A 23,113-nucleotide genomic window follows, 5' to 3' on the forward strand; every position below is an offset into this window, starting at 1 on the left:
TAGGTATTTCACAAAACAGAATAGTATCTTTGGAGGCACTAATCATATTAATGCATAATGGCACCAGTAGTTTCTGGGTTTTCTAAACTCTCTAAAGCGGATAAAATTAAATGGTTGGCAGAGCATCATTTTAATAATGACTCGAACGCCACAAATACACTCATTACGTACTGGAATTCTGATGACAGACTCCAACGGCTTCATGATGAATTTACAGAAAACACCATTTCTAATTATTACTTACCTTTTTCGGTTGCTCCAAACTTTTTAATTAATGGTAATAGGTATACACTACCTATGACCATTGAAGAAAGTTCTGTTGTCGCAGCAGCTAGTAAAGCTGCAAAATTTTGGCAAACCCGTGGAGGTTTTAAAGCAGAAGTACTATCTACCACAAAAGTAGGACAGGTACATTTTTCGTTTACAGGAAGCCCCGAACGACTTCAAGAATTTTTTATTCAAGTTAAACCAAAGTTACTCAAATCCGTAGCGCCTATCACCAAAAATATGGAGAAACGTGGTGGTGGTGTGAAAGAAATAGAACTTCGCGATAAAACAACAGATCTTGACCATTATTATCAATTACATTGCACTTTTGGGACGGCAGATGCTATGGGAGCCAATTTCATAAACTCTTGCCTTGAACAATTTGCACAAACATTAGTAGATGAAGCTAAAAAATTCGAATCTTTTTCTGAAACAGAAAAAGAAATCGAAATTATTATGAGTATTCTCTCCAATTATGTTCCTCAGTGCCTAGTTAAAGCCTCTGTTTCTTGTCCTGTGCAAGAACTACCCGATTCTAAACAACTATCATCACTTCAATATGCCAAAAAATTTGTGAGAGCGGTTCGCATTGCGCAAATAGAACCGTACCGGGCGGTTACACACAATAAAGGTATTATGAACGGTATAGACGCTGTTGTTTTGGCAACTGGAAATGATTTTAGAGCTATTGAAGCGGGAGCTCATGCTTATGCTGCAAAAGATGGAACATATAAAAGCCTTACTGATGCCGAAATTAAAGACGATCAATTTATTTTTTCTATTGAAATCCCATTGGCTCTCGGTACGGTTGGAGGATTAACTTCTCTTCATCCCTTAGTTAAATTGGCATTACAACTTTTAGGAAAACCTAATGCCAAAAAATTAATGGAAATTACTGCTGTAGCCGGTTTAGCACAAAATTTTGCAGCCATAAATTCATTGATTACAACAGGAATCCAACAAGGACATATGAAAATGCACTTGATGAATATTTTAAATCAATTTGAAGCCACCAATGCCGAAAAAGAACAACTCATCGCATATTTTAAAACAAACACCGTTACTCATAGTGAAGTAGTTACTCAGATCGAAAAACTAAGATCATAATGAAAAAATCTTTTTATAGTCACGGTAAATTACTACTTACCGCAGAGTATTTAGTATTGGATAGCGTAGAAGCCCTAGCCTTACCTACTCAAAAAGGACAATGGTTATTTATCGAAGAAAGTGATACAGATCAAATCGTATGGAAGAGTTTTGACGAAAATGGATATTGTTGGTTCGAAACTAATTTAATACATGAAAACAACATCCTTAAAGAAGATCAAGACGGCTCTAAAAAAGATCCTATTACAATCACTTTAATTGAAATTCTTAATGCTGCTAAACAACTAAATCCTAATTTTATATCCTCAGAAAAAGGGTATATTATAGAAAGTAGATTAGAATTTCATAGAGCATGGGGATTAGGCTCTTCGTCGACTTTAATTAATAATATTGCACAATGGTCTAAGGTAAATGCGTTTGAACTTTTGAATAATAGCTTTGGAGGTAGTGGGTATGATATTGCATGTGCACAGCATGACTCTCCTATCTTATATAAACGTACAGAAAACAAACCAATAATTAAGGAGGTAACTTTTGATCCTTCTTTTAAAGATCAATTATTCTTTGTCTACTTAAACCAAAAACAAGACAGCAAAGAATCTATTAAACGATATCAATCATTACCGTTAAAAGATTTTGATAAAGCAGAAAAAACCATCAGTGAAATCACATCTAAAATGCTAGATTGCTCGAATATTCAAGATTTCGAAGAATTAATAACAATCCATGAAGAAATCATATCTAAAATCATCAAAACTGAAACTGTAAAATCAAGGCTTTTTTCGGATTATACCGGAAGTATTAAAAGTCTTGGCGGTTGGGGTGGTGATTTTGTTTTGGCTACAGGATCTATATCTAATATGGATTATTTTAAAGCCAAAGGATACACTACTATTATTCCTTTTAGCGAATTGATCTTATAAAAAAACCTCAGCTATTCACTGAGGCTTTTATTATAATATGTATATATTCTTTTTGTTACAATTCTAGCGCTTGCATCACTTTAGCATCCATTAACAACTCTTCGGGATTCTCTAATGCTTCTTTTACCGCTACTAAGAATCCTACAGATTCTTTTCCATCAATAATTCTATGATCATATGATAACGCAACATACATAATTGGCGCAACAACAATCTGACCATCTCTTACGATTGGGCGTTCTACAATATTATGCATTCCTAAAATCGCACTCTGTGGTGGATTGATAATTGGTGTTGATAGCATACTACCAAACACTCCACCATTTGTAATTGTAAAAGTACCTCCCGTCATCTCATCTACAGTAATTTGACCATCACGAGCTCTAAGAGCCAAACGTTTTACCTCAGATTCTACACCTCTAAAACTAAGATTTTCGGCATTTCGAATAACCGGTACCATTAATCCCTTGGGACCAGAAACTGCAATACTAATATCCTGGAAATCATAAGAAATCATTTCTTTTCCATCAATCATAGAATTTACAGAAGGATACATTTTTAAAGCTCTTACACATGCCAGTGTAAAGAAAGACATAAACCCAAGGCTTACTCCATGTTTATTTTTGAAATTTTCTTTATGTTGACTTCGAAGATCAAAAATTGGTTGCATATCCACTTCATTAAACGTAGTAAGCATTGCCGTCTCATTTTTAACTGAAACTAAACGCTCTGCTACTTTACGACGAAGCATTGATAATTTTTTACGACTTTCTCCTCTAGCTCCAAGGCCAGGGGTTCCTAAAGATGGTTTGGCGTCTATGGCATCAGCCTTAGTAATTCGCCCATCTCTACCCGTACCTTTTACTTGAGCCGCGTCTATTCCTTTTTCTGCCAACACCTTTTTTGCTGCTGGAGAAGCTGTTCCGGTCGCATACGTTTCTGTTTTTGCGGGAGCAGCAGGAGCTTCTACTTTTTTCTCTTCAGTTTTGGGAGTTTCGGCAATCGAAGCTTCTTTTGCTTCTCCCCCTTCAGGCTTAGCTGCATCAGTATCGATTAGACACACAACCTGCCCGACAGCAACTGCGTCACCTTCTTCTGCCATTAAGGTAATGATACCGCTTTCTTCAGCAGGCAACTCTAATGTTGCTTTATCACTATCAACTTCTGCAATTGCTTGATCTTTTTCAACATAATCACCAGACTCAACAAGCCATTGAGCTATTTCTACTTCTGTAATAGATTCTCCCGGTGATGGGACTTTCATTTCTAAAGCCATAATTCTGAATTTATCCTTTGTATAATTTCCTTTGGAAACTCTTTAACTATAGTTATTATCTAAAATTTATCTGCGTTGATTATTTTTTGTTTTATCAAAAACATAATCGATTACTTCTTGATGTCTTCTTTTTGATCTTGTAGCACTTCCTGCAGCCGGAGCTCCATAAGGTCTTCTACTTGCAAATCTAAAGCTTTTTGAATCTTCATAATGCATTAACATATGACTCAAGGCCCCCATGTTTCTAGGTTCTTCTTGTGCCCAAACTACTTCATCCGCCTTATATTTTTTAATCAGCTTATCCATTTCGGCAATAGGCAATGGAAATAATTGCTCTATTCTCACCAATGCTACATCTTTTCGATCTGATTTTTCTTTTTCTTCCAAAAGATCATAATAAAACTTCCCTGTACAAAATACTAACGATTTCACTTCCTTTGCTTTCGCCTGCGGATCATCAATAACGGTCTGAAAACTCCCTGAAGCAAACTCCTCTACAGAAGAAACCACCTTAGGGTGTCGTAACAAACTCTTTGGTGTAAATACTACCAGAGGCTTACGGTATTTTGCTTTCATTTGCCTACGTAACAAATGAAACATATTTGCAGGTGTAGTTACATCTGCAATAAACATATTATCCTTGGCACAAAGTTGAAGATATCTCTCCATCCTACCAGAAGAATGCTCTGCTCCCTGACCTTCATATCCATGAGGCAATAACATTACTAAACCATTTTGAAGTTTCCATTTATCCTCTGCAGAAGATATATATTGATCCAACATGATTTGAGCTCCATTACTAAAATCACCAAACTGTGCTTCCCAAATGGTCAACGTATCTGGACTTGCCATAGCATAACCATAATCAAATCCTACTACCCCATATTCTGAAAGTAAAGAGTTATAGATATAAAAATCTCCTTGATCTCCTTTAAGATTATTAAGTAGTAATACTTCTTCTTCGCTATCTTCTACTTTAACCACTGCATGCCTATGAGAAAACGTTCCCCTTTCAACATCCTGTCCACTCATCCTTACATCATAACCTTCTTTTAACAAAGAACCATATGCAAGTAATTCTCCCATAGCCCAATCTAATTGATCTTTTTCAAAGAACATCTTATGTCGTTGATCAATCAATCTTTCGATTTTACGCAAGAACTTCTTATCGGTTGGTAATTTAGTAATTACCTCTGCAATTTCTGTAAGCTTTTTCTTGTCATAAGCGGTATCAACCACTTCCATCATTTCATCCTCTTGCACGCGCACAAAACCAGCCCACTCATCATGCATGAAAGGTGTAATTATCGTTTTTTCTTCCTTACGAGAATCTTCCAATTCTTCTTCAAGGGAAGCCTTATATTCTTTTTCAAGTTTTAACACATAATCTTTATCGATAATGCCTTCGGCTACTAATTTATCTGCATAAATATCTCTTGGATTTCTATGCTTAGCAATTGCCTTATATAGTTTAGGTTGTGTAAAACGCGGCTCATCTCCTTCATTATGCCCATATTTACGATACCCCAACAAGTCAATAAAAACATCTCTTTTAAAGGTCATCCTAAAATCTAACGCAAAATTAGTTGCATGCACAACCGCCTCGGCATCATCAGAGTTTACATGAAGTACTGGAGAAAGCGTAACTTTACCAACATCTGTACAATATGTAGACGATCTTGCGTCTAAATAATTAGTAGTAAACCCTATTTGATTATTAACAACAATATGAATAGTTCCCCCTGTTCTATAGCCATCTAAATTAGCCATTTGAACAATTTCATACACTAATCCTTGACCAGCAATAGCCGCATCTCCATGCACAACAATAGGTAACACTTGAGAAATATTGTCCTTATAATGTTTATCCTGTTTGGATCTTGCAATTCCTTCTACTACGGCTCCAACAGTTTCCAAATGTGATGGATTTGGAGCAATATTCATATTAATTGCTTTACCCGAATCTGTTTGGCGTTTTGAGGTCCACCCTAAGTGATATTTTACATCTCCATCAAAAATTGCTTCTTCATAATCCTTACCATCAAACTCACTAAAAATATCCTTTGGGCTTTTTCCAAAAATATTAGTTAATGTACTTAGTCGGCCACGGTGTGCCATACCCATTACAAACTCTTTTACTCCAGAATTAGCTGCTTTCTCTACCAATGCATCTAGAGCAGGGATTAGAGATTCTCCTCCTTCTAAAGAAAAACGTTTTTGCCCAACATATTTGGTATGTAAGAAACTTTCAAAAGATACTGCCTGATTAAGTTTCTTAAGAATATGCTTTTTTTGATCTGCAGAAAACTTCGTTCTGTTGGTATTAAAGTTTACTCTTGCCTGTATCCACTCTCTTTCTTCAGGATTACGAATATACATATATTCTATACCCAAAGAATCACAATAAATCTGCTCTAAATGAACTATAATATTACTTAAAGTGTTAGGCCCAACTCCTAAAATTTCACCAGCATTAAAAACAGTATTAAGATCACCTTGACTTAACCCAAAATTTTCTAAAGCTAGCGTAGGACTATATTTCCTTCTTTCTCTTACTGGATTGGTTTTGGTAAACAAGTGACCCCTTGTTCTGTACTCATCAATTAATCGTACCACCTGAAACTCCTTCTGTACACTTTCAGGAACAATAGCAGTTTCTCCTGATTCTTTATCAACATAAATAGTTTCCCCAGTACCATTAGCATTTTCAATACCAAAATCGAAACCTTGAAAAAAAGCTCTCCAACTTGGCTCTACACTATCGGGGCTTTGCAAATATTGATCGTATAAATCTGCAAAAAATGCGGTATTAGCCGCATTCAAAAATGAATATTTATCCATACGTAAGCATTCAATTGTCTTTTTTATGACAAAACGATACAAAAATACAACAATTACAATTTATTGACCATTGAAATATCTATATTTATGCAACATTTTTTTAGTAATTTAACAATGAAAGTATATACTCTTCAAAAATTAAAAGTCTTTGCTTTAGTTTCCTTTGTTCTGTTTTCCTTACACAATGGGTATTCTCAAAATGAAAATTTTTGGTCCAAAGTAAGATTTGGAGGGAATCTAGGAATTGGTTTTTCTAATGATACTTTTAATGCCATTATTGCTCCGGCCGCGGTATATGAGTTTAACCCTTGGTTTAGTGCAGGGGTAGGCCTTAGTTTTGGATACTCTAGTTTTGACAACGACGATTTTAACGAAAAAATCAAAAGCACAAACTATGGAGGTAGCATTATTGGTTTATTTAATCCCTTTCCAGAGTTTCAACTTTCTGCAGAGTTTGAACAAATGGGAGTTAATGCACGTATCGAAACTCCTACTCAAACATTTACCGATAATTATTGGTATCCAGCATTATTTGTTGGTGCAGGTTATCGAACAGGTTATGTAAGCTTTGGTATAAGATATGATCTCTTATACGATGATCAAAAAAGTATTTACGGTAGTGCTTATGCTCCCTTTGTAAGAGTATTTTTTTAAAGATTATGACGCAACCAAATTTTTTTCCATTCTCTCTTCAAAATTAAATATGACGCATGTATCGCTATATCTTCAATATTTTCTGAACTAAAATCACGTAATTCATTTTCAGACACATCTACCGCATACAAAAGGTTTAAATATTGATTAAAATCTAAACGCAACTTACTAAGTAATAAGGTTTGTAATTCCAAAACCAAACTAGCAGGGGTTACATCAGGGTCAATAACATGATCTATTCCTGCTCGCATTACATCTTTTTGAAGCTGAATGACCAATTGCGGGTACAATAGGGATGTAGAAATTTCATGAAGAAACGTATCTAATGGCACTATATTTTTATCGCTAGACACTTCTATTCATTAAAGTAGAACCAAAAAGTCGCAAAAGATCCTTTTTATCTTCAGAAATCGTTAAATTATCTAAAGCAGAAAACGCTTTTTTAGTATACTTTTCTATCTCTGTACGTGTTACTTCCTTTGCTCCAGTAGTTTCAAAAAGATGTTTCACCGTACTAATTTTTTCTGATGGATCCTCTGGGTTTAATGAAAATAGACCTACTAGCTGTTTTTTTTCAGCTTCAGACGCAAACTCTAACGCTTTCAAATACAAAAAGGTTTTTTTATTTTCTATGATGTCACCCCCCACTTGTTTGCCAAATGTTGCAGGGTTTCCAAACGCATCAAGGTAATCATCTTGAAGTTGAAAAGCCAAACCTAAAAGCCTTCCATAATCATAAATTGATGACTTGCAGCTTTCGGAAGCATCTGCAACTATTGCACCCATTTTTAAAGCCGCACCTACTAAAACAGCGGTTTTATACTCTATCATTTTAATATACTCAGGAATAGTAACATCATCTCTAGTTTCGAAATCAATGTCATATTGCTGACCTTCACAAACCTCGATAGCAGTTTTTGTAAATAGTTTTGCCAACTGTCTAAATGTATCTCCCTCATAACTTTCAAACAATTGATAGGCATTAATAAGCATAGCATCTCCCGAAAGAATGCCTGTATTGATATCCCATTTCTCATGCACTGTTTCTTTTCCTCTTCTTAAAGGTGCATCATCCATAATATCATCATGTATTAGTGAAAAATTATGAAAAACCTCTACAGCAAGAGCAGCATCAAGAGCTTTATTATAAGAACCACCAAAAATCTCTGAAGCCATTAACACCAATGTAGGCCTTAATCGTTTTCCTCCAAGACTAAGAATATAAGAGATGGGTTCATATAGGTTTTTAGGTTCTTTAGTTTCAATTTTTTGAGTAAGATATTCTAAGAAATATCCTTGATAATCAGAAATCGTGTGCACAGTAATTTTTTATGCTAAAGTAATTCAAACTTTTTAAACTTAAGAAATCTATTTTAACGTTTCATTCTCGAAACCTTTTGTTAACAAAAAACTACCAAAACCATCCCTCAATGTTAAAAAATTGCAAAACTTAGGAAACTTTTATTGTTTTTAAAGTTTCCGTACTTACATTTGCACCCTAATTAGGAACTTCTAGTAATGAAAGAGAAAATAGTAGAAAAAGCTAATGACATGTTTTTGAACTTGGGTTTCAAGAGTGTTACCATGGATGATCTTGCCTCAGAAATGGGAATCTCTAAAAAGACCATTTATACTCATTTTCAGAACAAAACTAAACTTGTAGAAGCTACTACTCATCATTTATTTTGCAAAATTAGTAATGGTATTAATGCCATTTTAGAAGAAAATTTTGATCCTATAGAGGAGTTGTATGCAATTAAAGCTTTTGTTATGCTTCATTTAAAAAATGAAAAAACAGCACCCTTGCATCAGCTTCAAAAATATTATCCCAAAATACATACCGGTTTAAAAGCGAAACAATTCGAGGTCTTTCAAGAATGTGTGGTCGACAACTTAAAGCGAGGTATTGATAAAGGAGTTTTTAGAAAAAACATAGATATCGAATTTATATCAAGAATCTATTTTCTAGGGACAAATGGTATTAAGGATAAAAATATGTTTCCTGATCAAAGATTTCCGGTAACCAAGCTTATGGATGATTACTTAGAGTACCATATTTTGGGTATTACCACAGAAAAAGGACGTACAATTTTAAACAACCTAATAAAAGAACATTAAATATGAAAAACAACCTTTGGTTATTTTGCCTTGGTTGGCTGTGTATAACCACAATACAGGCTCAACAATCACCAACTGATTCTATTTACTCATTTACTTTGAACGAAGCTATTGAGTTTGCATTAGAAAATAGTTACCAATCGATTAATGCAAGACGTGATGTTGCAAAAGCTCTTAAGAGGAAATGGGAAACCACTGCAGATGGGTTACCACAAATAAGCGGCGTAATTGATTATCAAAACCAATTAAAACAACCCGTTACATTAATTCCTGGTGAAGTTGCCGGTGGAAATCCAGGCACATTTGTCCCTGTAGTTTTTGGAACCAAACAACAGGCATCAGCCACAGCCACTCTAAATCAACTTATCTTCGATGGATCATATTTAGTAGGACTTGAAGCCGCAAAAAGTTTTCTACAGTTTAATAACGATTCTGAAGAGAAAGTTTTATTAGAAGTTAAAAAAGGAGTGATCAATGCGTACGGAAGTGTACTCGTTGCTCAAGAAAGTGTGAAAATTCTTCAGAACAACGCAAGTACTCTTGAAAAAAACTACCAAGAAACTAAAACGATTTTTGAAAACGGACTTGCCGAGGAGGAAGATGCAGAACAATTGCAAATCACATTACTACAAATCAAAAATCAATTAAGTAATGCAGAACGTTTAGAAGAAATAGCCTTGCAGATGTTTAATCTAGCTATCGGTGTTGATGTTAATTCTAACACCACTCTTTCTGATGATTTGGATAGTTTAACGATGAAAAACATGGATCAATCTGTAACTACTACTCCCTTTATTATGGAAAACAATGTAGATTACAGATTAGCTTTTCTTCTTACCGAACAAAGAAGATTGGAACTTAAACTTGAAAAAAGTCGTGCACTTCCTCGTTTATCTGCATTTGTAAATTATGGTACTTCGGCATTTGATAATGATTTTGTGTTTTTTGATAGCGACACTAGATGGTTTCAATCATCAGTTCTCGGCGTAAGTCTTAATATTCCGATTTTTAGCTCTTTAAAAAGAAGTGCAAGATCTCAACAAGCCAAAATAGCTTTTGAGCAATCAAATACGGATTTTATAAGAGCACAACAAGAGATTCAACTCCAGTACAACTCTGCCATTAGTGATTATAAACTTTCTATCGAAAATTTTGACACTTCTAAACAAAATTTAGCATTAGCAGAGCGTATAGAAAAAAAGAATCAAATCAAATATTCTGAAGGATTGGCTACAAGTTTTGATCTAAGACAAGCCCAATTACAATTATATAGTTCACAGAGTGAAGTACTGCAAACCATGCTTGATATTATTAATAAAAAAGCAGCATTAGAAACGATTTTAAATACACCTAAAAATAAGTAACCATATTATGAAAAAGATACTTACCATATTATCCATATCACTTCTTATCATTTCATGTGGACAAAGCGACTCAAAGTCTATCGATAAAATTATAGAGGATGGTAATCTTCAAGCGTTACGAGCTAAAAGAACCGAAATTGTAACACAACAGCAAGAGGTTGCCGATCAATTAAAACAATTAGATGAGGCAATTGCAGATTTAGATACTATAAAAAAATTACCACTGGTAACTACCATAATGGCTAAAGACACATTATTTAATCACTATTTGGAGTTACAAGGAAATGTAGAAACTAAACAAAATATTGTGCTTTATCCAGAAATGGGAGGAGTGCTAACTAGGGTGTATGTAAAAGAAGGACAAAAAGTAGTTAAAGGACAATTACTAGCCAGAATTGATGATGGAGGATTGAGCCAGCAGTTATCTCAGGTAGAGGTCCAAACAGAATTGGCCAAAACCACTTTTGACCGCCAAAAGAGACTTTGGGAACAAAAGATAGGTTCAGAAATACAATATTTACAGGCCAAAACGACTTTTGAAGCACAACAAAATGCTGTTAATCAAATTAAACGTCAATTGGCAAAAACAACTATTAACGCTCCTTTTTCGGGTGTTATTGACGATGTGATTACCGAGCAAGGAAGTGTGGTTTCTCCTGGGCAAAATGCCGTTATTCGTATTGTTAATCTTAACAATATGTATATCGAAACAGAAGTGCCAGAGCGTTACATACCTAATGTTACCGTGGGGAAAAATGTACAAGTCTTTTTTCCTGTGTTAGGAAAAACTATCAATACTAAAATTCGTCAAGTAGGAAATTACATTAACCCAAACAACCGATCTTTTATGGTTGAAGTAGGTATTCCTTCTAATGAAGGAACTGTAAAACCAAACCTTACAGCCAAAGTAAAGATTAATGATTACACGAATGAAAAAGCAATACTGATCCCACAGAGTATTCTTTCTGAAAATTCTGAGGGTGATCAATATACTTATGTTACTTCCGGAAAAGATGCTCAAAATATAGCCGAAGCTAAGAGAGTAATTGTAAAAACCGGAAAAACTCAAGGTGATTTTATCGAGATCTTAAACGGAATCAATGCTGGTGATGCTATTATTAGCGAAGGAGCTAGAAGCGTAAAAGATGGTCAAAAAGTGAAAATTTTAAACTAAAATCCCATTATGGAAATCAATAAGAAAAAAGTAGATAAGGAATTTAGATTATCCTCTTGGGCGATAGATAACCCTACGACCATCTATGTTATGATAGGTATCTTTTTGGTGTTAGGTTTATCGGCATATTTTTCTATGCCAAGAGAGAACTTCCCTGAGATCAATGAGACTAAAATATATATAAGTGTTCCCTATCCTGGTAATACTTCAGAAGATATTGAGAGGTTAATTGTAGACCCTTTAGAAGATAAACTAAAAAACGTAAGTAATGTCGTAGAGATTTTATCCACCTCACAAGAGGATTATGCTATTCTTACTGTAGAATTTGATGAAGAACTTAGCGTACCAGAAGCCAAACAAAAGGTAAAGGACGAAGTAGATTCTGAAAAAGCAAATGAAGATTGGCCAACTTTTAATGGAGCAAAAGTAGAACCCAATGTTTTTGACTTAAGCATTTCTGAAGAAACCCCCATTATGAATATCAATATCACAGGGGATTATCCAGTAGAGAAATTAAAAGAATATGCAGAGTATCTCGAGGATGAGATTGGGGATTTACCCGAAATCAAAAAAGCAGATATTCGTGGAGCACAGGAGAAAGAAGTTGAAGTAGCTGTAGACATTTATAAAATGATGGCAGCCAAAGTAAGTTTTGATGATGTAATCAACACTATCCGAAACGGAAACATGACCATGTCTGCCGGAAACATGATTAGCAGTGGACAACGTCGTACGATAAGGATTCTTGGAGAAATCGACCGCCCATCACAACTAGATGATTTTGTAGTAAAATCTCAAGATGGTGCTGTATACTTAAGAGATATTGCCAAAGTCACTTTTAAAGAAGAAGACAAAACTACCTATGCCAGAGAATACGGAGAGAGTGTAGTAATGTTAGATGTAAAGAAACGCTCTGGAAAAAACATGATTGAAGCGGTAGAAAAAATTAATGTTATTCTTGATGAAGCCAAAGAAGATGTGTTTCCTAAAGATTTAAAAATTAGTGTAGCCAATGATCAATCTGCCAAGACCGAAAATCAAGTAAGTGATCTCGTAAATAATATCATTTTTGGTATCATATTAGTAGTAGGTGTATTGATGTTTTTCTTAGGGTTTAGAAATGCTCTATTTGTGGGGTTCGCGATCCCAATGTCTATGTTCATGTCATTTATGATTTTATCTCTTTTGGGATATACCATGAATACGATGATTCTATTCGCCTTGATTATGGGACTAGGAATGTTGGTTGATAATGGTATCGTAGTTGTAGAAAACGTATATCGCCTTATGGAAGAAGAAGGGATGTCACGTATAGAAGCAGCCAAAAAAGGAATTGGAGAAATTGCTTTCCCGATAATTATATCAACCGCAACCACTGTAGCGGCATTTATACCTCTAGGAATGTGGCCTGGTGTTATGGGGCAGTTCATGATTTATTTCCCTATTACCCTCTCTGTAGTATTAGGTTCATCCTTATTCGTGGCAATCTTTATAAACTCTATGTTGGTATCCCAATTTATGGAAGTTGGCGAAAAGGTCTTATCGCGTAAACAGCTTATTAGATTAAGTATCATTTTAGGTGGACTGGGAATTTTCATTTTACTGGTAGGTGGGCAAGTACGGGCATTAGGAAGTCTAATGATTGCAACAGCAGCAATGTTTTGGTTGTATCGTTATGTACTAAAAGGAGCTGCTAATTTTTTCCAGAGAAGAATTTTAGCTTGGCTAGAAAACAGGTATCAACGTTTCTTAACTTTTGCTCTTAAAGGCTGGAAACTATATGCTTTTACTATTGGAACCTTTCTATTATTGTTTATTGTTTTTGGAATGTTTGGAGCCTCAATTGGTAGTCAAAGAACCAAAGTAGAATTTTTCCCAGATAATAAACCCAATCAAATTGTAGTCTATATAGAATACCCTCAAGGAACAGATATAGACAAGACAAATGCTATCACCAAAGAAATTGAACAAAGAGTATATGCGGTAGTAAGTGATAAAGAATATGTTGAAGGTGAAAATTATAATTTCTTAGTAGAGTCTGCAGTTTCGCAAGTTGGTGAAGGTGCTGGTAATCCTCAAACTGATGGAGGAAGTAATGCTGAAATGCCACACCGAGCTAAGATTACTGCTACCATGCGTGAGTATAAATATCGAAAAGGAAAAGATTCTGAATTACTACGTCAAAAGGTACAAGAAGATCTTAAAGGTATTTATCCAGGTATCGCAATCTCTGTAGAAAAAGATGCTGTTGGACCACCAGCAGGATACCCCATTAATATAGAAATAGAAGGACCTGATTATGATGATTTGATTAATATCGCCGAGCAAATGCGAAACTTTATTAATGAGAAAAACATCCCAGGTATTGAAGAATTAAAAATTGATGTAAATAAGGGTAAACCAGCTATGCAAGTGGTTGTAGATCGCCAAAAAGCAGGGGAACTTGGTGTTGCAGCTGGTCAGGTAGGTAATCAGTTACGTCGCTCAATTTTTGGAGAAAAAGCCGGAGTGTACAAAAAAGATGGTGAAGATTATGATATCTATGTACGTTTTAATGAAGACAACAGATATAATACCAGTGCTCTTTTTAATCAAAACATCACTTTTAGAGATCAAGCCAGTGGGCAACTAAGAGAGATTCCGGTTTCAACAGTAGCATCACAAAAAAACACTTCCTCTTTTAGTGCAATTAAACATAGAGACGCCAATCGAGTAGTAACTGTATATTCTGGTTTACAACCTGGATTTACAGATGCGGGAGCAATTGTTTCTCAAATACAAACCGAAATGGCAAGTTTTCAAAAACTACCACGAGGTGTAAAAATTGATTATACAGGTCAAATTGAAGAACAAGGAAAACAAATGGCTTTCTTAATGGGTGCTTTTTTCACTGGATTAGGACTTATTATGTTAATTCTCGTTTTTCAGTTCAGCTCTATTTCTAAACCAACTATCATCATGATCGCTATCTTTTTGAGTTTTATAGGAGTATTTGGTGGTATTCTAGTTACTGGATCTTCTTTTGTTATTATGATGACTATGATGGGGATTATTTCACTAGCTGGTATTGTAGTAAACAATGGTGTGGTTCTTCTGGATTATACACAATTACTTATTGATCGTAAAAAAGCAGAGCTTAATATGCCCGAAAATAAGTTACTACCAAATGAAGAAGTAATGCAAATAATCATTAAAGGAGGGAAAGCTCGTTTAAGGCCTGTATTATTAACTGCAATTACAACAGTATTAGGATTAATACCTTTGGCAATTGGTTTTAACTTAGATTTCTTCTCTTTATTTAATACCGGTGATCCTAAAATATATTTGGGTGGAGATAATGTAATTTTCTGGGGACCATTAGCATGGACCGTAATTTACGGATTAATTATAGCTACGTTCCTAACACTTATTATTGTACCCTGCTTATTTTTTATAGTAAGTAAGTTTAAAGTGTGGTTAAAAAGAAAAAGAAACGCAAAGGCAGAAGTTGCTGTTCCAGCTACAGCCTAAGTGTAATACTATGTAAAATTGATAAAGAAAATGCCACACTCACGTGTGGCATTTTTAATTACTGTTAGTACCAAAAAAACGCCGCAAATTGCGGCGTTTCTATAATTTAAATACTTCTAGTATTACCTATTCTCATTTGCCGGAGTAGGAAATTGCTCAAAAGTAGCGTCTCCTGCTCTATCCAATGGTTCTAGATCACTTAATCTATTAAATCTTCTTAGATCAATCCATCTATGACCACCTTCAGCATACAAAGAGTATCTTCTCTGATTTAAAATTTCAGTAACTAATTCTGCTGGAGTAGTTCCTCCTGTATAAGCAGGTAAACCTGCAGCAGTTCTAATCACATCAATTGCAGCTACAGCCGCTGGTGGGTCAGTAATATGATTAGCTTCAGCAGAAAGTAAGATCAATTCTTCATTTCTCATAATTCCAACAGGAGCTATGTTACTGGTATAAATAAATACATCATGAGTACCTGTTAAACCATCCGAAGTCAATGAAGCATCTCTTAAAGTAGCTTTACCCAATCTTGTATCTCCTGCTTCTGCATCGGTTATAAATGATGGATGTGCTATTCTTGCATTTGCAACGGTAGAATTCTGCGCAAAAAACAAAGGATTAGCAATATCAGCACCTGTAAGAGAAAATGTAAAATACGCTCCCGTTGCAAGGCTTCCTCCCATATCCATAAAAGAGTTTCCTAACAATGTAATAACAGATGCATAATTACCTCTATATGCTTCAACCCTTGCTGCTAAACCATTAGTAAATGTCGCAAAATCCGCAGGAGTAATATCCTCTGCAGCATCAGCTTTTAAACCATCAAAACCTGCAGGTACAGTAAAAGGAAAAGCAGTACCTCCATTAGATAAATCTGTTGTTGCCGCAGTTAACATATCAAAAATAGCTGTTAATCCTTCATCAAAACTAACAAAAGGACCTAGGTTATCTGGATCATTAACATCTAAACGTATTCCATTTTGAAATTGCTGATTCAACACCATCAATAACTCATGTGCTTTGATCGTATTTGCAAAACCTCTGGTTGCCGCTTTCTCTGCTTCCGAAAAATCAGCTGACGAGTTTTCTAGCCCTGCTAAAATCAAGTTAATATCCTTAACTGTAGCATATCGAGCTGCAAAAGGACCTGTTGTATAAAACGTGTTATTATCTAATGTTCCTGTCAATAAATCTGCAGTCCATCTTGGGTCAGAACTCTGAAATCTCCAGTATTCACGACCAGCAACTGCATTTGCATCTATTTGAGTTCCTAATCTCCCTCTCATATCTGCAAGTGCTCCGGCCATTGTTTGTATTAATTCTGCTCTAGACAAATCTTCCGACGCCGAATCGGTAGTAGGTCCGTTTAAGTTTGTTGCATCTTCAATTTCGCAAGAAATTACTGCCAACGAAAACAAACCTAATATTAAAATATTCTTTAGTATCTTCATTTTCTTATAATTTTTTTATTTAAAAGTCAACAGCTAAGTGAAATAAATATCTCTTTGAAGAAGGGAATGGTGTTACCTCAACTCCTGTAGATAATCCATTAGAACCAAAATTTGAAACCTCTGGGTCATAACTATTATAATCAAAAACATTGATTAGATTATTTCCTGAAAATCCTACCTTAAGATTCGAAACATATTTTCCAAAAATCTGCTCACGTATCTTGCTTGATAAGTTGTAATATAAACCTATTTCTCTTAATCTAAGGTAAGATGCGTCTTCTACAAACGGAGTTGCATTTCCTGCTCTAAATGCTCCAATTCTAAAAGGACCATTTGCAGTTGCTCCAGCTGGATCTACATCAAAACCATCAAAATCAGGACTTGTTCCTCCAAAATCTGTTAATAGATTTGTTAAGTTAATATTATCACCTCCTTGTTTCCAATGCCATAAGAAAGATAAAGTAAAGTCTTTATAGTTTAGGTTATTACTCCATGTCATTTGAAAATCTGGTGCAGCATCTCCTAGAACTACTAAATTACCATTGGCATCATTACCAACAATTTGCGTAGCACTTTTTCCTTCTTCAATTCTAAAAGTTCCTAGACCAGCACCAAAACCTCCAAGGTTAAAAGCAGCAACATCTAGTTGTGTAATCTCTGAATCATTCGTAAAGAATATTAAATTAGTACTCCAATTAAAATTATCTTTCTCGATTACATTAGCGTTTAAAGAAATCTCTATACCTCTGTTCTCTAGGTTACCTGCATTTGCAAATCTAGTTCCAAAACCAGAAGATGGCTCTGCATTAGCTCTTAAAATAAGATCATCAACCGTTTTATTATAGTATGAAAATTCTAATCCAATTCTACTATCAAAGAAACTCGCATCAAAACCAATTTCAAATTCTTTTTGTCTTTCAGGAGTAATATTTGGATCTCCAAGAGTAAGTGGAACGATAATACCAACATTACCATCTATTAATGAATTCGTATATGCAGTAAACAGTGCTCCATTAGGTGCAAAGTTTCCGGCTTCACCATATGCAGCTCTCACCTTAAATTGATTCATTACAGGAACTTTCCAAAAATCAAAATTGTGTAAGTTTACAGCTGCTGATGCTTTTGGATAGTAAAATAACTCATTAGCATCTCCATTATTACTAGATTTATCACCTCTTACCCCAAGTGTTCCAATAATTTTATCTTGATAATTTAATTCTTCCTGAACAAAAAATCCTTGATCTTCTTGTTCTTGTCTAAACTGAGTAACACTTGTATTTGCTCCTTGATCTAAGTTTGTTTGAGAAGCAATCAAATCTGTAGTTGTAGTTCTTACTGTATTTCTAGAAAAAGTTTGTTTTGTAAGACCTCCTTGAGTAGTAAAACTAAGATCATTTGCCGTTGTATAATTATGAACTAAAAAAGCAGAGTAGTTAGCATCTTTATTTTCAGTTGTTCCTAACGCACTAAGACCATTCAAACCTCCATTAGAGGGTTTTTGAAATTGTAATGTTTCAGGAAAGATTGCTGTAGTTATTAATTCGTAGTAATCAACCCCACCTCTTAAAACTAATTTCAAATTAGAATTATCGTTCTCAAAAATCTTAACATCAAGAGAACTACCTATTATAAATCTATTTACATCTTCTCTATTGGTAATCAAATCTCTGGTTTGTAATGGATTTGAAGAACCAAATGGATTATCTGGATAATTACCATTAGCATCAGGAAATAACTGTGCCCATGGTGGTGTAGAAGAAAGTGCTACTCCAATAGTAGTACCTGTATTATCATTGTTAAAAAACCCTCTGTCTGATTGCGAATCAACATAATTCGTAGTCAAAGAAAGTTTAGCTCTTCTATCAAAGAAATCATGATCTAAGTTAAAACGGATTGATTTTCTATTATATCCTGTATTATCTACAATACCATCTTCTTCATTATTAGAAAAAGCAGCATAAAACAGTGTATTATCAGATCCACCAGAAATATTTACGCTCGTATTATTAATAAATCCTTTCTCTCCATAGATTTCATCTTCAAAATCTACAAGTGTTCCGTTATTTTGAGCAGCTGTAAATAAAGCTCCATTACCAGCACCTAATGCTTCAGCAGTGGCAGCAGTAAAGTTTCTTTGTCCTCTTGCTCTAAGAATAGTATTAAATCCTACATCTTGAGAAAAAGATATTTTTGTTTGTCCTCGTTTACCTTTTTTAGTTGTTATAATAACAACCCCTGCAGCAGCTCTCGCTCCATAAATTGCAGCAGCCGAAGCTCCTTTTAGAATCTCTACACTTTCAATATCATCTGGATTTATATCTGCGATCCTGTTAGAAGGATTATCCTGATTAGATGCATTACCACCCCCAGAAGCTCCAGATACTGCATTTAAACCTGCAGCCGAGATACTATTGTTATTTACATAAACACCATCTACTATATATAAAGGTTGTGAATTACCATTAATAGAAGTTACCCCTCTTAATTTAACAGCTATACCTCCACCTGGTGCTCCAGAACTTTTTGTAATTAAAGCTCCTGCAAACTTACCAGCTAAAGCTCCATCAAGTGTTTGTGGTGGCGTTAATCCAGCCAAATCTTCAGCAGAGACAGAAGCTACAGCATTGGCTGCATTACTTCTTTTTACAGAAGTTGCTAAACCTGTTACAACAACTTCTTCAAGTGCTTCAGATGATTCGGCTATTTCTATAGTGATATCTCCAGCGGCTTGCACGGTTACAGTTGTATCTGTAAATCCAAGTGCCGTAGCTCTAAGTGTTACTGGCACAGCACTAACGGTGATAGAGAAGTTACCATCTATATCTGTGGCTGTTCCGTTATTTGTCCCATCCTCGATAATATTAACAAATGCCCCAGGTTCCCCCGAACCCTGGATGACCACTTTACCAGTGATCGTCTCCTGTGCAAAAAGTATGACAGGAAAAAATAGCAGTAATAGTAGCAAAATTTTCATTTTGCCAAAATGAGTTTGTTTTTTCATAATGATTTGTTTAAATGTTTGGTTAAATCTATTAAAAGATATTTATAAAAAAATGTTAAAACTAACAATTGTTCGTACGAAATCTTTTAATCAGATATAAAATAAGCACTTAAACTATCAAAATATTAAATTATTAACATTTTCTGTTCTCCTGTTTATTATTTAACAATTTGTTTACACATGCATTTTCTTATGATCCGTACATAATTACCTTAAAACTTTCTTATTTTTGCAGCCTTATAATAAGATATCACTATTATGTATAGAAGTCACTCTTGCGGCGAATTACGTGCCACAGATATTAACAAAGAAATTACCCTTTCTGGTTGGGTTCAGAAAACGAGAGACAAAGGGTTTATGATATGGGTAGATCTAAGAGATCGCTATGGGATTACACAATTAATATTTGATGAGCAACGTACTCCAAAGGAAGTTGTGGAGAAGGCAAAAAACCTAGGTCGTGAATTTGTAATTCAGGTTACTGGAACGGTAATCGAACGTGAATCTAAAAACAAAAATATCCCTACAGGAGAAATTGAAATTTTAGTGAGCGAATTCAACATTCTTAACGAAGCCTTGGTTCCTCCATTTACTATAGAAGATGAAACCGATGGTGGTGAGGATATTCGAATGAAATACAGGTATCTCGATATACGTCGAAACCCTGTAAAGAACAGTTTGATGTTTAGACATCAAGTAGCGATGAAAGTTCGTAACTACTTATCGAAAGAAGATTTCGTTGAAGTAGAAACACCTTATTTGATTAAATCTACACCCGAAGGTGCTCGAGATTTTGTAGTTCCTTCTAGAATGAATGAAGGTCAATTTTATGCATTACCTCAATCTCCGCAAACATTTAAGCAACTGCTTATGGTTGGTGGAATGGATAAATATTTTCAAATCGTAAAATGTTTCAGAGATGAGGATCTTAGAGCAGATCGACAGCCAGAATTTACACAAATAGATTGTGAAATGGCTTTTGTTGAACAAGAAGATATACTTACTATTTTCGAAGGGTTAACACGTCATTTATTAAAGGAAATCAAAAATGTCGAAATTGCAGATTTCCCAAGAATGACTTATGCCGAAGCGATGAAAACTTATGGTAATGACAAACCAGATATTCGTTTTGGAATGAAATTTGGCGAACTCAATAGTGTAGCTCAACATAAAGATTTTAAAGTATTTAATGATGCCGAATTAGTAGTTGGTATAGCCGTTCCGGGAGGAGCTTCATATACCAGAAAAGAGATCGACAAACTTATTGATTGGGTAAGACGCCCACAAGTTGGTGCCTTAGGAATGGTATATGTAAAATGTAACGAAGATGGAACCTTTAAATCATCTGTAGATAAGTTTTACGATCAGGAAGATTTGGCAAATTGGGCAAAAACTACTGGAGCAAATGCTGGCGATTTAATTTGTGTATTATCAGGTCAAATCAATAAAGTGAGAGCACAACTAAGTGCATTACGTATGGAACTGGCAGAGCGACTTGGATTAAGAAATCCAGAAGAATTTGCTCCGTTATGGGTAGTTGACTTCCCATTATTAGAATGGGATGAAGACACCGAGCGTTACCACGCTATGCACCATCCTTTTACCTCACCAAAACCAGAAGACATTGCACTTTTAGATTCTAAACCAGGTGATGTCCGTGCCAACGCATATGACTTAGTATTAAATGGAAATGAAATAGGCGGAGGTTCTATTCGTATTCATGATAAAGAAACCCAAGCATTAATGTTTGATCATTTAGGCTTTACACCTGAAGAAGCCAAAGCACAATTTGGTTTTTTAATGGATGCTTTCCAATATGGGGCTCCTCCTCACGGAGGAATTGCTTTTGGATTTGATAGATTAGTTGCTATTCTTGGAGGCCAGGAAACTATTAGGGATTATATTGCTTTCCCAAAAAACAATAGTGGCCGTGATGTAATGATCGATGCTCCTGCAAATATCGATCAAGAACAGCTCAAAGAACTTAATATAAAACTTGATTTGTAATCATATTTATCCCGCTATTAAGCGGGATTTTTTACTTTTAGGCCATGAAAATACTGAAAGTAGTACTCATAATTTTTGTTTCAATAGCTCTGATTACCATAACCGTTGTTCTAGGGTATTATTATCTACATGTGGGAAAGCATACTATTAATACAGAAAAGTACCCGCACTACATTGGATATCTTGATCCGCAAAAAACTGTTTCAAGTACTAATTTTGAAATATGTAGTGAAGAGCGCATTTTTAAAACTCATCACGGAGCTCCCAAAATTGCTTATGCTATAAACAAAGGTGTTTTTAAAAACAACATATTATCAGCATATACAAACTCTCAATTTACAGATTCTGGTTATCTCAATTTTAGGTTTATCATAAATTGCAAAGGCGAACCTGGTCGATTTGAGGTTATCCAAATGGATCTTAACTTAGAGGAAACCAAATTACATAAAAAGTTAGTAGATCAATTTTTTGAGTTAACCGCTCAATCCCGTCACTGGAATATTTTTACGTATAAAGAAGAAGCTAGAGATTATTATATGTATGTATCTTATAAAATAGAAAATGGAGAGATCAGTGAAATACTTCCTTAGCATTTTAATTATCATCATCTCGTCTTGTAGTACTACAAAAACGAAAGAAGAACAAAAAGCTGAAGCTGATCGTATGATCAACGGAGGAACAATTCTTCTTACACCTAATTTTCAAGGTTCTCCAAAAATGATGACTTTTGTCGAAAAAGCGATCGCTATAGATCCGGAAAACTCTGATGCATGGAGAGAATTATCTATTCCATATTTAAAAAGAGGAATGCCCACAAAATGGAAACCTTTATTTGATAAGGCTGTAGCATTAGAGCCCGAAGAATGGCAAGGATGGCGAGGTTATTTATATCTATATTTCTACAGAAATTATAAAAAAGCAATAGAAGATTTTGATGCTACAGATATCTTAACTCCAAATTTTGATGACACACCGCAAGGACAAAGTGTGAACTACATGCGAGGTGTAGCATACCTTGGACTAGAAGAATACGCTGCATCAAGATCGTATTTTGACATATATATAAATGACCAAATCAAAACTTCAGGAGAAGACTACGCCGATGTAACTGCTTTTTTATATCGCGGTATTGGCTTTTATGCACAAAAGGATTACCAAAATGCCATGCACGATTTTCAAAAGGTCCTAAAATACTCTGGGGGTCATTATGCAGATGCACATTACTACCTCTCAAAATGTTTTCTTTGGCAAGAGAATAAAGTAAAAGCTTTAGAACATATACAAAAAGCAATAGACGATTTTAATAATGGATATTTTCATACTAGAGGATATGTAGAGGTATTGTATCAAATTTACATCCAAGATTTAGAAGAAGTCCAGAACCTAATAGAAAATAGTTAACTTTATAGTACCGAAG

General features: G+C 34.9%; 16 protein-coding genes. 10 read left to right on the forward strand and 6 right to left on the reverse strand.

What is annotated here, in order from left to right; all coding sequences use genetic code 11:
- The first annotated feature begins 57 nt into the window (after positions 1 to 57).
- Both DK508_RS14935 and DK508_RS14940 read left to right on the forward strand, forming a co-directional pair.
- Positions 58 to 1,374, forward strand: coding sequence for a hydroxymethylglutaryl-CoA reductase, degradative (locus DK508_RS14935; RefSeq protein ID WP_109301594.1), 1,317 nt, complete (start codon positions 58 to 60; stop codon positions 1,372 to 1,374).
- On the forward strand, positions 1,374 to 2,297 hold the full coding sequence (locus DK508_RS14940) for a GYDIA family GHMP kinase (protein WP_109301595.1): 924 nt from the start codon (positions 1,374 to 1,376) through the stop codon (positions 2,295 to 2,297). Before DK508_RS14935 ends, DK508_RS14940 begins: the two co-directional genes overlap by 1 nt.
- Positions 2,298 to 2,352: 55 nt before the next feature.
- Here DK508_RS14940 and odhB read toward each other — a convergent pair whose 3' ends face one another.
- Both odhB and DK508_RS14950 read right to left on the reverse strand, forming a co-directional pair.
- A complete protein-coding gene (gene odhB, locus DK508_RS14945; RefSeq protein ID WP_109301596.1) occupies positions 2,353 to 3,573 on the reverse strand; it encodes a 2-oxoglutarate dehydrogenase complex dihydrolipoyllysine-residue succinyltransferase in 1,221 nt (406 codons plus the stop codon).
- Between the two features lie 66 nt (positions 3,574 to 3,639).
- Positions 3,640 to 6,414 carry a 2-oxoglutarate dehydrogenase E1 component gene (locus DK508_RS14950; RefSeq protein ID WP_109301597.1) on the reverse strand — a complete coding sequence of 925 codons (2,775 nt, stop codon included), beginning with the start codon at positions 6,412 to 6,414 and terminating at the stop codon, positions 3,640 to 3,642.
- A 114-nt stretch (positions 6,415 to 6,528) separates the two neighbouring features.
- Between DK508_RS14950 and DK508_RS14955 the strand changes: the two genes are divergently transcribed.
- Positions 6,529 to 7,068: an alpha-ketoglutarate decarboxylase gene (locus DK508_RS14955; RefSeq protein WP_235016418.1), complete on the forward strand. Its 540-nt coding sequence runs from the start codon at positions 6,529 to 6,531 to the stop codon at positions 7,066 to 7,068.
- Here DK508_RS14955 and DK508_RS14960 read toward each other — a convergent pair.
- Positions 7,065 to 7,421, reverse strand: coding sequence for a hypothetical protein (locus DK508_RS14960; RefSeq protein ID WP_109301598.1), 357 nt, complete (start codon positions 7,419 to 7,421; stop codon positions 7,065 to 7,067). The genes DK508_RS14955 and DK508_RS14960 overlap by 4 nt on opposite strands.
- Positions 7,414 to 8,388 (reverse strand): polyprenyl synthetase family protein, encoded by a 975-nt coding sequence (locus DK508_RS14965; protein ID WP_109301599.1) that lies wholly within the window; start codon positions 8,386 to 8,388, stop codon positions 7,414 to 7,416. Before DK508_RS14965 ends, DK508_RS14960 begins: the two co-directional genes overlap by 8 nt.
- Positions 8,389 to 8,586: 198 nt before the next feature.
- On the opposite strand from DK508_RS14965, the gene DK508_RS14970 reads away from it, so the two are divergent.
- The 4 genes from DK508_RS14970 to DK508_RS14985 are packed head-to-tail and all read left to right on the forward strand — an operon-like array spanning position 8,587 to position 15,234.
- Complete coding sequence (locus DK508_RS14970; protein ID WP_109301600.1) at positions 8,587 to 9,186, forward strand: TetR/AcrR family transcriptional regulator; 600 nt, start codon at positions 8,587 to 8,589, stop codon at positions 9,184 to 9,186.
- 2 nt (positions 9,187 to 9,188) lie between these two features.
- Positions 9,189 to 10,550 carry a TolC family protein gene (locus DK508_RS14975; protein ID WP_109301601.1) on the forward strand — a complete coding sequence of 454 codons (1,362 nt, stop codon included), beginning with the start codon at positions 9,189 to 9,191 and terminating at the stop codon, positions 10,548 to 10,550.
- 7 nt (positions 10,551 to 10,557) lie between these two features.
- On the forward strand, positions 10,558 to 11,724 hold the full coding sequence (locus tag DK508_RS14980) for an efflux RND transporter periplasmic adaptor subunit (RefSeq protein WP_109301602.1): 1,167 nt from the start codon (positions 10,558 to 10,560) through the stop codon (positions 11,722 to 11,724).
- A gap of 9 nt (positions 11,725 to 11,733) precedes the next feature.
- The gene (locus DK508_RS14985) at positions 11,734 to 15,234 is read left to right on the forward strand and encodes an efflux RND transporter permease subunit (RefSeq protein ID WP_109301603.1); all 3,501 of its coding nucleotides are present in this window, start codon (positions 11,734 to 11,736) and stop codon (positions 15,232 to 15,234) included.
- A gap of 122 nt (positions 15,235 to 15,356) precedes the next feature.
- Here the strand turns inward: DK508_RS14985 and DK508_RS14990 are convergent, their stop codons facing one another.
- Positions 15,357 to 16,688 carry a RagB/SusD family nutrient uptake outer membrane protein gene (locus DK508_RS14990; RefSeq protein WP_109301604.1) on the reverse strand — a complete coding sequence of 444 codons (1,332 nt, stop codon included), beginning with the start codon at positions 16,686 to 16,688 and terminating at the stop codon, positions 15,357 to 15,359.
- A gap of 19 nt (positions 16,689 to 16,707) precedes the next feature.
- Positions 16,708 to 19,689, reverse strand: a complete 2,982-nt coding sequence (locus DK508_RS14995) for a SusC/RagA family TonB-linked outer membrane protein (protein ID WP_109301605.1) — start codon at positions 19,687 to 19,689, stop codon at positions 16,708 to 16,710.
- A gap of 258 nt (positions 19,690 to 19,947) precedes the next feature.
- On the opposite strand from DK508_RS14995, the gene aspS reads away from it, so the two are divergent.
- The 3 genes from aspS to DK508_RS15010 are packed head-to-tail and all read left to right on the forward strand — an operon-like array spanning position 19,948 to position 23,097.
- Positions 19,948 to 21,696 (forward strand): aspartate--tRNA ligase, encoded by a 1,749-nt coding sequence (aspS, locus tag DK508_RS15000; protein ID WP_109301606.1) that lies wholly within the window; start codon positions 19,948 to 19,950, stop codon positions 21,694 to 21,696.
- 44 nt (positions 21,697 to 21,740) lie between these two features.
- A complete protein-coding gene (locus DK508_RS15005; protein WP_109301607.1) occupies positions 21,741 to 22,286 on the forward strand; it encodes a hypothetical protein in 546 nt (181 codons plus the stop codon).
- Entirely contained in the window at positions 22,258 to 23,097 is an 840-nt protein-coding gene (locus DK508_RS15010) for a tetratricopeptide repeat protein (RefSeq protein ID WP_109301608.1), read from the forward strand. The genes DK508_RS15005 and DK508_RS15010 overlap by 29 nt, the downstream gene beginning before the upstream one ends.
- Positions 23,098 to 23,113 lie beyond the last annotated feature (16 nt).

The organism is Aquimarina sp. AU474 (assembly GCF_900312815.1).
Lineage (GTDB): Bacteria > Bacteroidota > Bacteroidia > Flavobacteriales > Flavobacteriaceae > Aquimarina.